Genomic DNA, 16150 nt, shown 5'->3' on the forward strand with positions numbered 1-16150 from the left:
GATATCGGAAATGAGACGGATTGATATCACTTCGGATTGTGACACGAAACAACTCAAACGTGTTCGATTTCTGTGTACAAAAAAAAGCCCTTTGAGCTGATACTCAAAGGGCTTTAAAAAAGTGTGATGCTATTTATTTGGCAGTACTGGCCTGAGCATTGTTGAACTGCTTGGCGAATTCAATTTCCGCCTGCCAGCGTTTGACTTCATTCTGAGCGGCGGCCAGTGCTGCTGCAGCCGCGTTGGCAGCATTTTGTGAAGCCGTTGCTTTATCAGTCGCTGGTTTCAGTGTCTTCTGAATTGCCACGATTTTGGCTTTGGCAGCATTCAATGCATCTGTTGTCTGCTTGATCTGGGGCGTGTATTGAGCAATCTTCTGCTGATTGTCTTTGACTGCCGCCTGATGGGCTGCCAGGGTTTTCTGTTCTGCAGCTTTAGCCGCTTCACGTTTATCTACAGCCGCTTTCAGTTTTGCAGCAGCTTCTGCCAGTTCTTTATCACCAGCGACCTGTTTGCTGATCGCTTCTGCTTTCGCATAAGCTTCTTTGATCGCGGGTAGTGGAGTATCAATTGCCTTGATCTGGTTTGTGGAATTCGTTACCCCTGACTGAGCTGTTGCTAATGCTTTTTGTGCGGTTGCCAGATTCGCATTCAGTCCATTCAAACCGTTTTGCAGATCAGTCTGCTGCTTCTGTGTGGCTGCGATGTCAGCGTTAATTTTAGCTACCGCTGCCTGATCTGCCTGAGCAGCGGCCAGTAATTTCTGATGATTAGCCTGACTGGTCTGTACGCCTGCAGTCGCAGTGGTCAGACGCGCTGACAGAGGTACCGGGTTGGCTGAGAGCTCACCTGCTTCTTTCCCGTCGGCTGCATTCCAGACTTTAATCTTGCCGGTCCAGTCACTCGCAATCACACGATTGGTTTCATCACAGATCGTGACACTGACTGCAATATCTCCAAAAGCGGGAGCAGCAATCAGCTGTTTTCCTGCCTGGTCCCAGACCTTCGTAACACGGTCACGACCACAGGTTACCAGACGACCATCGCGTGCAAATTCGACGCTCGATGTTCCGCCACCATGGGCATTCCAGGATTTGATATTCGAACCATTTTGAACCTCCCAGAGTTTAACAGACTGATCTTCACTACTGGTCGCGACCAGGTTAGAGTCAGCCCGCCAGGTGATTCCCGTGATGCCTCCCTTGTGACCTTTGAGAGTCAGATACTCATTGCCGGAAGCGGCTTCCCAGACAAAGGCACCGCCATTTCGATCGCCGGAACAGAGCAGAACGGAGTCGGGACTGAAGGCCAGAGAAGTCATCCAGTCGGTATGTTTACGAATTTCATAAGCGAGTTCGCCGTTACTGGTCGAGTAGACGCGAATTACTTTACTGGGACTACCCAGTGCAATGAATCGCTGGTCGGAACTGATATCAGCACACAAAACGGTATCCAGTTCATCACCCACTTCAAACAGTCGTTTGCCGGTTTTGACGTCCCAGACAACGACGCGTCCACTGGCAGCAGCATGACCACCACCAGCCAGCAGCAGACTGCCGTTACGACTGAATTTGAGAACATGGGGTACACCTTCAGGGAAGGGGAGCACGCCTAACAGTTCCAGAGTTTTTGTGTTATAGAGCAAAATCTGTTTCTGTCCGGCGACGGCAGCTAAAGGCGACCAGGGATTGGTAGCAAGTGCAGTTACAGTCGTGGAGAGGCTGGTGTGCACAACGGGTTCCAGGCTCAAGCGGGGAGGCATCGGAGGTGGTCCCGCCGGCTTTCCAGTGGAGGCTCCCTTCAGAGCAAAATCAAATTTAGGTTTATTGATGGTTACTTTGCTGCCGGCGTTTTCCGGAGCACCGGCACTGATCCATTCCTGGATGAGTGCAAGTTCATTGGCAGGCAATTTGTCTGCTTTCGGAGGCATGAAGGGTTCCGAATCATGGGTGACCAGCATATACAGATAGCTGCCTTCAGCGTCACCGGGTGAGATAGATTCCCCGGCTGCTCCCCCCTGCATCAGACCAGTATAATTAGTTAGATCCAGACCAGAGGCTTTTTTGTCTGTATTGTGGCAGGCAAAACATTTGGCCCGAAAGATCGGTTTGATATGCTCATCGAAGGTGATCTTCGGTTTCTTCTTATCATCCGCTTTTTTCTCTTCCGCCAGAACGGGCGTGGAAAACAGCGCGATCGAAACCAGGCCGGCAGCAATCAGCATGCTTCTGGTAAGTTGGTGCCACTCAGTAGTAAGTTGGTTTTTCATTATCGTAACCATATTTTGTCTGGAGGCTGCCGAAGCAGACCCCGATGTTAGTTCAATCGTTAAAAATTTAGTGATTGAAGATGAATTCTCGGGAGTTTAATAGAGACCAGAATACATCATTCAAAGTATTTGTTTCATCTTTCTTATTCTCATCGAGTACCTGGACGAGCGAGGAATATTCTTTATCCGTCGGTTTTCGGCTCAGGCAGGTGATATACATCTCATCAATGACTTCCAGGGGTTTCTTTCCTGCTTTCAAGCGGGATTCTACAAATTTACCCTGGACGATTTTCTGGTTGACGGTGTCCCCGTTCAACAGATGCAATGCTTGTGACAGGCTGGGTTCCATTCGCACTTCGCAGGAGCAGACCGTGTCGCGTTTTGCACGACCGAAGGTTGTCAGGAAGTAGTTTGTAGTGTTCCCGTCGGCGATCTGAACAGCACGCGCCCCCAGCGGTAACCCGCGGAATTTATTCGGGGCACTGGTGACCTGTGAGATACAGTCCAGCAGGATTTCCGCCCGCAGCCGACGAGGTTGTGCATGAGAGAAGTTAGTCAGGTCACGTTCGTTGGAAGGATTTGTCTGTGTCGACAGCTGGTAAGTCCGCGAAGTGCAGATATCACGTACCAGTTTTTTGAAGTCGTAATTGTAATCAGTAAATCGTTTTGCCAACTCATTGAGCAGTTCCGGGTTGACCGGCGGGTTACTGACGCGGACATCATCCACTTCGTTGATAATCCCTTTGCCAAAGAAATGTGCCCAGACAATATTACTCAGGTTAGTTGCAAAATAGGGGTTTTCATTCGAGGCCAGCCAGTTTGACAGCACGACGCGGCGGTCTTTACCACGTGTATCAGGTTGTGCGCCACCCAGGAACTTGGGCTGCATGACCCGGTTATCCACTGCATGCCGGACTTCTCCGCTGCCGCGGTTATAGATAATCGATTCACGAGGATCTTCACTTCCTTTACGGCCGACTTGAGAGAAGAAGGCAGCAAAGCTGTAGTAATCATCCATTGTCCAGCGGTCAAAGGGATGGTTATGACATTGAGCACATTGAATCCGCATGCCCATAAAGACCTGGGCCACGTTTTCGGATACTTTGAGTGTGTCCCGTTCGTTTTCATAATAGTTGGTCGCGGCATTCGCAAAGGTTCCACCAGTGGAACCAAGCAGTTCCTGAACCATCTTGTCGATGGGGACGTTAGTAGCGATGCGTTCCTGCAACCAGTTATAGTAGAGCAGGGCCGACTTGTAGCTGATGCGGTTGTTGACCGTTCGAATCTGAAGTAATTCAGACCATTTCATCACCCACATTTCCACAAACTCTTTTCGGTTCAACAACTGGTCAACCAGCTTGTCCCGTTTTTTGGGATCTTTGTCGGCAACGAATGAGTTGAATTCTTCAATCGAAGGCATGATGCCACAGATATCCAGGCTGGCACGACGCAGAAATTCCGCATCAGAACAGATTTCGGATGGTATGACACGTAACTTCTTAAGTTTGTTATGGATGAGCGTATCAACGTAGTTGTGCTCAGGGACATTGGGCCATTCAAAATCCAGACCTTTGGGAAGCACGACAAAATGCGATCCAACGGTATGTGTATCAAAGCGTGCCATGATAAAGGCTTCACCTCGATTGCTTGCAGTGATCAGACCGTCTTTGGTAATGGTCGCGGAGTTATCGTTATTGGATGAGAAGAACGCCAGCGATGTCACATCACGGGTCGTGCCATCCGAATAGTAGGCCAGAACTGAGACCTGCTGAGTGGTATCTTTACCGTCCAGTACGCCACCTTCAGGATAGATTTCTACTTTGGTGACTGTGGGGATTTCGCCGGCATCATAGGGAGCACCCGCCTGTAACCAGCGGAGCGTTGCGTTATAGTGTTCGGAATCTTTTTCATACAGTTTCCCGCCCGTATGGGGGACGGCGCCAATTGCTTTTTCGAGCAACAGACTTTCCTGAGGCAAACTGAGGTTAATGCGACGTCCACTCAGTTCACGCGTCAGGCGGTTGTAATCCCCTTTAGGATCGAAGCCAAACAGGGACAGACGGAATCCATCTTTCCCGCGGGCAGCGCCGTGACAACTGCCTGTATTACAGCCAGCTCGCATGAATGTAGGCATTACGTCCAGGTTGAAGCTGATCGGACGGTCGACTTTACCTTTTACGACTTTCGAGTGCACCTTGACATCAGTACCACCAAAGCTGGCGATGATATCAGTTTCGCCATCATTGTCCGGATACACCATGTTTTTCTCGACGCGTACGATACCGGGCTGGGCTGCTTTTAACTGGATCTGACTGGTTACATCCTGAGTCAGGCCGTTATCGAAGACCGCCTGGGCAATGATCGATTGCCGATCACGGCTGGTAGTGAGTTGAATATCTGTTGGATACACATTCAGCTTGACCATTTTGGGAGCTGGTTTTGCAGGAGCCGCCGGCTTTGGTTCAGCTGGCTTGGCAGGAGCGGGCTTCGTCGGTGGAGCCGGTTTCTTTTCAGCCGGTTTTGCAGGAGCTGGTTTGCTTTCCGCTGGTTTTGGATCAGCGGGTTTAGCAGGAGCCAGAGTAGTTGCCGCTGCTGGTTTCGTTTCGGCAGGTTTGGATTCAGCAGGTTTAGCGGGAGCCGGCTTGGCTGGTTCGGGTTTTGCCGGCGTTTTCTCATCTGCAGTCGCGAGAGAGAGTCCGCTGGCAAAAATAACCAGTGAGAGAACACTGCCAGTTAATAGTCGATGACGCCACATAATTGAGAACCTTTATTCGTCAACAAAATTCAGTTGATGAAGGTAATAATAAACAGACAAAATGTTTTAAAACTGCGCTATTTCAATTCGCTTTATTTTGTACCGGATTCGAGTCGTTTCTGTGCTTCGAGCCTGAGCTGTTCCAGTCTGGTTAACCGTTTAGGAGCTGCTTTTTTGGGCTCTTCTTTCTTGGCGACCGTTGCAGGTTTGGCTGGCTCATCTTTCTTGGGAGGAGCCGGTTTATCGATTCGCAATTCGGTACGACCGGTTGTATGCACAACGGTTTCCCCGTTGATCGGGATTTCTACCTGACAGAACAGGCTCTTATGCCGTCCCTGGGGAGAAGCCGGATCAGTTTTGACTTTAAAGACCAGTTCTTTGCTCTCTTTGTTGAAAGAGATATCTTCCGTCGTGACTTTGGGAGGCAGGCCAATCAGTTTAATCTTGGCATCACCTTCGAACGGGTTTTTCATATTGACTTTACAGATAATCTCCGTTTCCTGCCCCTGTTCGACTGCAGTTCGAGCCAGGTCAAGGTCTACAAATGAATCTGCCACTTCCAGAGGAGCCAGTTGAGATGAAACCCAGGAATTGCCCCCCACGTTGGCAGAACCGATGACAAAGACCTTCCATTTTTTCATTTCTGCTTTGCTATTGGCATTGATCGGGTAGAAGGCTTCATTCTTTCCCTTGGGAATGGTGACCCGGCTGGAAGCTCCCACTCCTGGTGGACGGAAGGGGAACTGCAGTGTAATGGGTTCATCAAATCCTTCTTTGCGAGTCACTACAACTTTCAGCTGCATGGAGCCATTTCGAGTCAGGGGCGCTTTGGGTTCAACGATATCCAGTTTAAAGGGAAGTTCCTCAACAACCACGACGGGGATTTGAGCAACATCTTTCAGCCACAGCAGTTGATTATTGCGGACCCGAACCAGGTCAGCCCGGTTTGTGAAAACACCTGAAATATTCTGCTTGGGATCAACGTGACGGCCAGTGAGTTCGATCAGTTCGCCTTCCACGGGAGCATCAGCGGCTGCTTCGAAAACAACAGGCATTGTTGTCAGGTTAGCCGCCATCGGCTCAGCATGGACCTTGATTCCTTTAGGGAAGTTTGAAGTATCGAGGGCAATTTCTCCACCGAAGTTGCTTCGCTTGGCACTGACGATAGCAGAAAAACGATTGCCACGTGCGACAACAATTCGCTGACGTTCCTGTGAATAGCGGGCATTGCGGGGAATCCCCAGTTCCAATTCAGGTGATACAGGCAGCATCTCAATTCGATAGACAAAATCAACACCGCCGCGTGCCAGATGGTCTGTGATGGAAATAGCGTATTCTCCATCAGCCGGGAATTTGTAGCGGAAGTAACTGTCAGGTCCACGGGAATCATCGTTTCCGCCGAGCCGCTGTGATTTCGCATTGTAGAGATTCACAACAGGATCCAGTGGAGAACGAATGCGGCGTGCGTAACATTCAATTTCGAGGGTCTGATCTTTTTTGGCCTGGAATTTGAAGAAGTCGATATCGCCTTCTTTTTCAATAATCCCATTGAATGCGTTGGGTAGAGCGGCTGCAGAAGCCGATTTGAGATCGTTATTGGGTTCCTGTTCCATAGAGTTACCATGGGGGAACAGGCGAAATACGTTTCCAGAAGGAGCACTGCCACCTGCGTCAGAGGCAAACAGTTCGAATTCCGCATCCGGTTTATCGGGAAGCTGGAACTCCTGTACCAGATTGTCGATTGTATTGCCTTTGAAAGTGACCTGCTGCTTTGTACCCAGCTGTCCCCCAGCCGGATAAACGGCTGTGGGACGCGGGTAAGTTCCCACGTGCAGTCGGTAGAAAGCAGCACCGTTTCCACCATAAGAGCTGTCACGCACGAGAATGGTATATTTACCGTCTTCAGGAGCAACCACAGAAATGGCGGCATCATTTCTCAGCAAAGGCAGGTCGTCTTCCGCTTTTAATTCAAAGCGTTTCTCATCCAGAATGGAGATATACGGATCAAACAAAGTGGTCGCCAGGCGAATGCCTTCGATTTCAGCCGAGATGCGCTGCCCTTTTTTTGCGGTGACAACATAGTGATCGACATCTTCGTTCTGAACAATACCTGTTACCGTATGATTCAGTTCGATTGGCTGGGGGGTATCGAATTCACTGTTGGGTTCTTTTTCTGCGACTTCGGGGAATTGGCCGACCCAAAAGGTTTTGTAGTCGGAAACACCACTTTTGGTCCGAACCTGAAAGGTATGTTCACCCAAGGCACAGTCGGGTGCAATCTTGACGATCGCAGTACAGACATTTGCGTTTTTAGGATCTGCTTTGATTTCTTTGAATTCAAAGCCTTTTTTGTAGGACAGAATTTCGACTGCGTCAGAAAGTCGGGCCCCAATGAAGGTAAGGCTGACTTCTGTTCCACGTTGACCGCCGCGCGGACGAACATAGTTGAGTGCCGGGTCCGCAGCCCATGCTGGAGCAACCAGCAGTAAGCCCAGTGCGATAGTCAAAATTCCGGTGCAAACAGACCTGTACTTCTGCAGCATCACGGTTCCCCCCTTGGAATGTTGATGTTCGAGAATCAGTTTTATTTCCGTCTGAATAAGAATGTCAGCATGGGAACGGTCGTTCCCATGCTAACAATTCTGATTCATTCAATTCGATTTACCTGATGGTTTTCTAAACCAGCAGGTCTTTCACGACTTTACCGCCATCGACAATTTCAATCGGACGATCGCCGGGAGCCATCAGTTCTTTATCAGCGACAATACCCATGCAGTGGTAAATGGTGGTTGCCCAGTCCATTACAGACAGTGGGTTGTCTTCGGGTTCACTGGCAATCGCATCAGATGAACCGTAGACGTTTCCACCTTTCACACCACCACCAGCCATGACGACACTGAAGACTTTTGGCCAGTGGTCACGTCCAGCTGTTCCGTTGATTTTTGGAGTACGTCCGAATTCACTACAGACACAGACCAAGGTGCTGTCCAGCAATCCGCGATCATAGAGATCGGTAATCAAAGTCGAAAATGCCTGGTCGAAGGAAGGCACATTACGCTCGATGCCGGTCTGAATTCGGTCGTGCATGTCCCAGCCACCATAAGTCATTGTGACGAAACGTGCCCCGGCTTCTACCAGACGACGAGACAGCAGCATGCGAGCACCGGCCTGATTACGTCCATAAGCGTCTCTGACTTTGGCATCTTCTTTGTCCAAGTCAAATGCTTCCTGTGATGCTTTGGAGGAGACCATGTCATAGGCCTGTTTGTAGAATGTATCCACGGCGTCCAGGGAATCTGCTTTTTCTTTAGAGACAAAGTGCTCGTTGACGGCACCCAGCAGAGAACGACGGCGGGTAAACCGGTTGTTGTCAACGCCACCAGGCAGGTTCAAATCGCGAACCTTGAATCCTTTGGAAGCAGGGTCTGCACCCACACTGAAGGGGGCGAAAGAAGAACTCAGATAACCGGTGCCTGCGAACTCATTGGGCTGATTGGGAATACAGACATATTGAGGCATGCTGTTTTTAGGACCAAATTCATGAGTCACAACACTTCCCATACTGGGGAACTGCAAGGCGGGGCTGGGACGATAGCCGGTGAACATATTATGTGTTCCCCGTTCGTGAGCTGCTTCGCCGTGGGACATGGATCGGCATACAGTCAGCTTATCCATAATTTTTGCTGTCTTAGCCAGCTTTTCATTAAAACGAACGCCTGCCACATTCGTGTCGATCGAACCCATGGGGCCACGATACTCGACGGGAGCATAAGGTTTGGGGTCCCAGGTTTCCTGATGGGCGGCACCACCCGGAAGGTAGATGAAGATAACTGATTTCGCGGTGCCCTCTTTGGACTCGTATTTTTTGATTTCTGCCTGGGCACTTTTCATACGGAGAAAGTCGGGCAGAGTCAGGCCGATTCCACCCGCAAAACCAACATGCAAAAAGTCGCGACGTGATTGTCTCAAGCTCATAGTGAAATCTCCATTTTCAATTGTGGGGATAATTTGTGTCTGGTTGGTGGCTCTCAAGGGCCAGAGGCTTAACACTTGCAGTCAGGATTGAGCACTAAAATCTTATCAGGTTGGAATATAGCCAGTTTTTACTGGCGGATGGCTCGGATCTATTTTTAAATGGGTCCCGAGTTTATTGTCAGGTGATTCTGGTAATGTTTCTAATACTAACACATTAATCCAGTGGGGAAGGAATCGTTTTCAAACCACCTGGGTGTATTATGCCAGATTCACTCGTTGGAATTCAAGGACAATTTTGAAATCCAGCAATCGAGACACAACTTGACACCATATATATCAAACAAAGTTGATGCGATTATGTCAAGGATTTACTGTCCAGTTTCTGCCAAGTCAAGGAAATAGCGAACTAAGGATATCGCCGGGATGATGCTATTTTTCAACAAGCCCGGATTGCTCTGAAATCCGATACAGCTGATCGGGTTTCAGATTTTCCAAAGAAGACACTTTTCCCGATGGCCATTTGATCGAGATCGATTGAATTTCTTCATCCTTTCCCAGTCCAAAAGTCACTGGTAGCTCGGTTTGCGCCAGATAACTTCTGGTTGGCATCACCGTCCGGTTTTGTATTCCGCTAGCCGTCCTGATCTGAATGTGTGCTCCCAACGCATCACGCGGTGAAGCAACGGAGCTTTCCTGGTCCGGTTTTCCTTCACTGAACAGATGAAAACGGACCCAGTGGTGTCCTGTCTGCTGATCATTTCTTAACAGGCGGGGTTTGTTGCCCGTGGTCATGATGACCAGATCCAGGTCGCCATCGCCGTCAATGTCGCCAAACGTAGCGCCGCGTCCTACGAGTGGCTCGACAAAATCCTTGCCGACCAGCGATTCATCCAGGGGAACAAACTCGGTGGCATACTGCGGACCACAATTCCAGAAGAGTTGAGGGGCCTGTTTGTAATGCTGACGTTCCTGAACAGTATTAATATCTTCTTCCAGATGTCCGTTAGCTGAGAACAGATCCAGACGCCCATCCAGGTCCGCATCAAAGAAGAAAATACCAAAGGTCAGTGACTGTCGTGTCTGGGGACCCAGGCCGTTTGAAATTGCTTCGTCGATGAACTGCATCTCTTTTCCGGGGGAGGTATACAGGGCCGTCATTTCATTGGCAAAGTTCCCAATCGCAATTCCCTGTGTGGCATCATTCCGAAATGTGGCGATGTCGATCCCCATGGCTCCCCGGGCATTTCCATCCATGTCATAAGCGACTCCCGAGAGCGCCGCGGTCTCGCTGAAGGTTCCGTCCTGCTGGTTCCGGAAGAGCAAATTCTGGACTGTGTCATTCGTAATGAAGATATCAAGATACCCATCTTCATCAAAATCGTAGAAGTTCAGCCCCAGGGATTTCGCCAGTGGTACACCGGTTCCCGGCGAGAAGAGATTGAGTCCCGCCTGCTCAGTCATGTCTTTGAATGTACCATTCCCCTGATTCTGATAGAGCAGGGGATTCACGCCGTTAAAGTTCTGGGGACGACCATAAGCACGGATGCCTCCCTTGAGAGTAAAATTCTGCGCGCGGTCGTAAGCAGGAGTCCAGTCAACATAATTGCAGACGAGCAGGTCCAGGTCGCCATCCCGGTCGTAATCGAACCAGCCACAACTGGTACTCCAGAGATGGTCCGGTCCGCCAACTCCCGCCTGTGCGGTTACATCTTTGAATCGGGTTCCTTCATTTTTCAACAGGAGATTACTGCCCAGTGACGAGATAAATAAGTCGATTCGACCATCATTGTCATAGTCACCACAGGCAACACCCATGCCATACAGTGACAGATTCAGGCCCATGTCTTCGGTGACGTCCTGGAAAATTCCCGAGCCATCATTCTGGTACAATGCCAGTGATGGGACCGATTCCTGTTGTTCTGCAGCCTTGCTCCACGGCCAGCTCTGTGAGCCTACCAACAGTAAATCCTGATCACCATCGTTATCGTAATCAAAAAACGCGGTGCCACCACCCATGGTCTCTGGCAACAGTTTTTCGCCAGCGGCACCATTATTGTGAACAAAGCGGATGCCTGCTTCTTCCGTGATATCCGTGAACGGAATCTGGGGAAGCGTGATTTCTTCCGTTTTTCGTTGAGCAGGTAGAGAGAGTGGAGTTTCCTTCACGATTTCCTCCGGCTGCTGCATTTGCTTCCAGGCATAAATGCTTCCGCCACAAATGGCAATCACCAGGATCACCGAGAAGGAATACCAGAATGCGCGACCGATGGATTCATCATTCTGCTCAGTTTCAATTTCCAGTTCGGGGCTCAGGTCATCAGGGTTTAAGTCTGACATGAGTATCGCTTTCGTTTATCTAAATTCGGCTCTCCACACTGTGTGGCAGCGTGGAGAGCCGATGCGTTATGGTTTGACCGTACGGTTTAAGGAATAAATCACGGGTTGTTCTGCTGCGTGGTTGGCCGCAGGATACTTTTCGCGTGCTTTTCGTTCCGCAAATCCCCGTGCGGTATCATCGACCTTATATTTCTGATGCAGCTTCCGATGCTTGTCAGACAGTTCCGGTTGCTCCAACTGATCATAAACCAGAGACAGGCCGTAATGGGCGGTGACATTCTCCGGGTCCAGGGTCAGTGTTTTCTGGAACTGTTCGACAGCCTGATTGAGCAGTTGATCGCGCTGTTCGCGGTTTTCTTCCGTGCGGAACCGCTTGGCCTGATCAAACAGGTTTTGTCCGAGATCATTGATGACCACGTAGTCTTTACTAAAGTCGAACCCGCGGCGGGTGCGTTCTTCTGTCTGGTCTTCCAAAACACTGCGGAAGTTTTTCTCTGCTTCTTCCAGGTGTCCCTGCTGCTGATTGACTTTGCCACTCAGCCAGGCGAGAGTCCAAGGTGGTGCGGGCGGATTGCTGAAGGAAGCGGTTCGCTTCAGTGCATTGACGGCATCTTCCAGGCGACCTTCTGTGAAGTACACCCGCGCCAGATTTAATGAACCATCGTAACGGTCGAGTTGATCGACCTGCTCAAATGCTTCGGCTGCCTGGCGCAACTCTGCTTTGCCTTTCAGAAACAGGCCAATGCCATAATCGTTCCAGCGTTGCCAGACCGGGATTTCGACTTCCTTATTTTTCACTTCCGCAGTCACCCCTTCGATCGGAAACGTAATGGAATCCGAGGCAATCGTCGTGATGGGCAGAGTATTCACATAAGGAACCCCTTTTTCCTTCCAGGACAATTTCTGGCCTTTTGCTTCCAGTGAAGACGCGACAAACTGCATATAGTGCGTATCAAATTTACGATACTGCAGTTTGGCTTCGACCGTCACCGGTGCTGTCAGATTGTCAGGCAAATTCAGTTCATAATGTATGGCCTGTCCCGCTCCCGGAGGCATCTGGTTGTTGTACAGCGCCATGAAAATATCTTGCGCGTTCCGGCGTGAGATACGATTTCCTTCGCGATCAATGACAAAGGCATTGACAAAATGCGACCAGGGGTCGACGGTGCCGTCTGCTTCGCGTGAGCCGCTGCGTCCAATGATTCGATCGCCGCTTTTGACCGTCACATCCAGCCAGATCTCATTGGAGTCGGCTGTTCCCTGGGTAAAGTGATGTCCGACTTTTAAAGTACGGAGTACTGTTTCGAGCAGATATTTGTTGCCTGCTTTCAGCGTGGGGACTTCCGGTCGCAGCGGTGCAATCAGTTTTCCTTCAATGTGACCTTCTTCTCGAATGCCGAAGAAATCAACACGAAGATTATCTTTGAGGAAGGCCTGATGAATGGCGACTGTTTCCGGATCATTGCGTAATGCGGCGATGCCGGTATTCGCGGCCGGGAACAGATGATTGTGAACACTGAGTTCTTTCGAATCATAGAAGTGCCCTGCGCCGAAGTCATCGGATGGCTTGGCTGGCATGTGACACTTGTTGCAGTTCTCCTGGGCTTTGGGGGGATAGTAAAAACTGCGTGCCCCATGGCCGGATACACCGCTTAACAAAAAGGAATCGTAATGGTTCTGCCCGCGGAGGAACTTATATTGGTTCAATTCTTCCGGCAGATGCACTTTATGGCAGCTGCCACAGAACTCCGTCGATTTGTGAAGGTCTTTCAGGAATGTTTTCTTATGAAACGCCGGCTTGGCTTTCACCAGCTGATTATTCACCCATTGCAGAAAAGAATTGTCACTGTAGGCAAACGGATAATGGATGGGTTCTTCAATGGTATAGTCGCTGTTGCCGCGCACGCTGTTGATGTTTGTAATGGCATGGCAGCTCGTGCAGGTAATTCCCGCTTGCGAAGTAATGTGATTGATATCATCAAAATTGGGATCATCAAAGGCACCACTGAAGAAGGGAACCGGATCGTGGCAACCGGCACAGAAGCGGGAGGCCTGCAGATTTCCGTCCCGCTCAAATGAGACTTTGCGGGTTTCTCTTACAGAAGCGAGGTAGGTGGGATTGTTAAACGAGCTGATGTGATGGACGCTGTTTTTCCAGTCGGCGTGTGTATCCGGATGACATTTCTGACAATAGTCATCCATCATCAAAGCTTTTGCGGGAATGAAGTCGCCTGTTGAAGTCCGGGAGAGTGAGGGGAAGAAATATTTCTCGCCTGATTTGGGGCCCACCACATTCCATTTGCGGGGATCGGAAGAATGGAACATCAGCATGCCAACCACCATTGCCGTTATCAACCCCATGTAGGAGAGACCGGCCTTCCACTTAATCTTGGGCCCGACCAGTCGATGCAGCCAATACATCCAGAGGGCAAACACCGGCGCGATCACATGACACCAGTATGTAATTGATCGCGCGGTCGGGTTTTTCATGTCGAAGGAACCAATGCGTAACAATAAGATTCCGGAAACCAGTACCAGGCAGGAAATAAAGAACAGTCCGTATCCCACGCGGACAGCACGGCGGTTGAGACGGTTCTTCGTGTTATAAATGTGTACGATGCCAAACAGGATAAAGGGAGCCAGTAACACCAGCCCCAGGATCAAATGTGCAAGAAACATGTACTGGTAGAACCAGTTTTCCAGAGTCTCTCCACTCAACCAGTCATAGACGGTAATGCTGACCAGGTAGATCGAATTGGCGCCCAGCAATGCCACCATGAAAAAGAGCAGATAGAGAACTTTACGTAATTTCGGTCCGATGGCTTTGCGGACGATACGACGGGGTTTCGCTTCCGCCGTGGAAGAATCGGTGGTTGACATATCGACAAGAGGTCCTGCACTAATTGGCTATGGGGAAAACTTGCAGTAAAACTGCACTTAATCAAAGCGCAGGCAAAACCGTTGAGTGGAACAGTTCGCGCAGGCAAGTTTCATGAAACAACAGAGACGATGTCCCTGTATCCGATGTTTCAGAGGCCAGAGAGTTGGGGAGGACGGTCGATGCGTGCACGGTTCGCTGACGAACACAGTAATGTGGGGCAGGATACGAGTCTGCTTTGCCGTTGTTCAAATTTCAGCATTTTGGAGCCGACAGGGCAGGCTGGTTTGAGAACCGTGATCACAAGTGTGGGCGCTTCCGGAGTAGAGTCGGGGCGCTGTTTTTGACAGCCGGGACCCGAGCAGGGCATCGCGGGTGGCATCTGTGCGGGCTCTGTGAGCAGATCAGTCACCGAAGTGTCATGCTGACCTGCATGGGACAGATAATCTCCACAGGTCGCCTGTGCGGATTCGAGCGACATCAGATTCACAGCGCAGACGGCTACTGCAATCAGCAGCAGACGCAACGCGGATGAAGATCGATAAACCATGGAAATTACAGGAAGAAACAAAAAGAAAACTGAACTGAATATATTTATCACTCTTTATAAATATACTCTGTCAGCCGTTCAATTCCGAGCAAAAAATAATTGATCCTGTTCTGTTTTAGTAAAAATCGATTGAATTTGATGTCAGGTAGACAGGGTTCAAGATGGGGCTTGACGAAAAACCCGATTCTGTAGACACTTTTACGACTTTGAGACTGATTCCAGGAACAGAACGGCCTCTCTTTGATTGTAGATCTGAAGAGTTAACGTGAGCCTGCCTCTGGGTTTCAGTTGAAATCGATCCCGTTTGATCTTCAGGAAGAAGCGGGTAATCACAGCAGGGAAGTCTGGGGGGAACGATCACATGATTAATTGGCGCATGGCAAGATACCGACTGGAATATCTGATTTTCCGCACACTGGTTTGTGTCGTCAGATCATTACCGCTGAGAGAATCGGTGAAACTGGCAAAAGGGATGGCATTTGTGGTCCATCGTTGTCTGCCCCGCAAGCTGACCCGTTATCATGTGGCAGCAGCCAATCTGCGGACCGCTTTAGGTGATGAACTCTCTGATCAGGAAGTTGACCAGACCATCTATCAGATGTGGACGCACCTGTTTCGCATGGTAGTGGAAATTATTCAACTGCCGCGCAAACTGCATCGGGGAAATATCTTCGATGTGCTGGACTTTGATTATCCGCCGGAGTTGATTACGGCACTTTGTTCCGGCAGACCAGTGATTCTGTTAAGCGGCCACTATGGAAACTGGGAGATTGCGGTTTCCGTGTTTGGGCTGTTTGGCTTTCCGATGGGAGTGGTCGCTCGAGAGCTGGACAATCCCTTCCTGAATGAATGGTTTGAGAAATTTCGTCAGCATACCGGGCATCGCGCAATGGCGAAAAAAGGGGGCTACGACGATATGATCGCGACGATCGAACGCCGCGGACATCTGGCATTGCTCGGCGATCAGGATGCAGGCAAACGTGGTTTATTCGTTGATTTTTTTGGCAAACCTGCTTCTACCTTCAAATCAATTGCTCTGCTGGCTTTGGAGTATCGAGCTTATATCTGTGTAGGCTATGCCCGTAGACTACCCGATGATTTTGAAAATAATCAGTGGGTCAAGTTCGAAATGGGCTGCGAGCAACTGATCGATTCCACCCAGTGTGTCTCTAAAGATCCGGTCGGAGAAATCACTCAGCAGTTTACAACAGCTTTGGAAAACGCAGTTCGCAAATCACCGGAACAGTATTTCTGGGTACACCGTCGCTGGAAAAGTGAGCCACGGGTCCGTGCGAAAAAGAATCGCCAGAGAGAAACGATTCCGGAAAAAAAGGCAGCCTGAATTGATTCACGCGCTGATCTGCACTACAACCGCTATCAGAGGTC

The 16150-nt window shown here is 49.8% G+C and carries 8 protein-coding genes; 1 reads left to right on the forward strand and 7 read right to left on the reverse strand.

From position 1 onward, the window contains the following. Positions 1-133 precede the first annotated feature (133 nt). The 7 genes from ACN0YH_RS26410 to ACN0YH_RS26440 all read right to left on the reverse strand — a co-directional run bounded on the left by ACN0YH_RS26410 (position 134) and on the right by ACN0YH_RS26440 (position 14764). Positions 134-2269: a c-type cytochrome domain-containing protein gene (locus ACN0YH_RS26410; RefSeq protein ID WP_417382601.1), complete on the reverse strand. Its 2136-nt coding sequence runs from the start codon at positions 2267-2269 to the stop codon at positions 134-136. A 67-nt stretch (positions 2270-2336) separates the two neighbouring features. Further along, positions 2337-5024 carry a DUF1549 and DUF1553 domain-containing protein gene (locus tag ACN0YH_RS26415; protein WP_417382602.1) on the reverse strand — a complete coding sequence of 896 codons (2688 nt, stop codon included), beginning with the start codon at positions 5022-5024 and terminating at the stop codon, positions 2337-2339. A gap of 92 nt (positions 5025-5116) precedes the next feature. Further along, positions 5117-7567, reverse strand: a complete 2451-nt coding sequence (locus ACN0YH_RS26420) for a PPC domain-containing protein (protein WP_417382603.1) — start codon at positions 7565-7567, stop codon at positions 5117-5119. 133 nt (positions 7568-7700) lie between these two features. After that, a complete protein-coding gene (locus ACN0YH_RS26425) occupies positions 7701-8999 on the reverse strand; it encodes a DUF1501 domain-containing protein (RefSeq protein ID WP_417382604.1) in 1299 nt (432 codons plus the stop codon). Positions 9000-9428: 429 nt separating this feature from the next. Next, positions 9429-11336 carry a CRTAC1 family protein gene (locus ACN0YH_RS26430; protein ID WP_417382605.1) on the reverse strand — a complete coding sequence of 636 codons (1908 nt, stop codon included), beginning with the start codon at positions 11334-11336 and terminating at the stop codon, positions 9429-9431. A 66-nt stretch (positions 11337-11402) separates the two neighbouring features. Beyond that, positions 11403-14216, reverse strand: coding sequence for a multiheme c-type cytochrome (locus tag ACN0YH_RS26435; protein WP_417382606.1), 2814 nt, complete (start codon positions 14214-14216; stop codon positions 11403-11405). 149 nt (positions 14217-14365) lie between these two features. Beyond that, a complete protein-coding gene (locus ACN0YH_RS26440; RefSeq protein ID WP_417382607.1) occupies positions 14366-14764 on the reverse strand; it encodes a hypothetical protein in 399 nt (132 codons plus the stop codon). A 361-nt stretch (positions 14765-15125) separates the two neighbouring features. Here ACN0YH_RS26440 and ACN0YH_RS26445 point away from each other — a divergent pair, with 361 nt between their 5' ends. Next, complete coding sequence (locus ACN0YH_RS26445; RefSeq protein WP_417382608.1) at positions 15126-16106, forward strand: lysophospholipid acyltransferase family protein; 981 nt, start codon at positions 15126-15128, stop codon at positions 16104-16106. The last annotated feature ends 44 nt before the right edge of the window (positions 16107-16150 follow it).

This window comes from Gimesia sp., assembly GCF_048262075.1.
Classification (GTDB): Bacteria; Planctomycetota; Planctomycetia; order Planctomycetales; family Planctomycetaceae; genus Gimesia.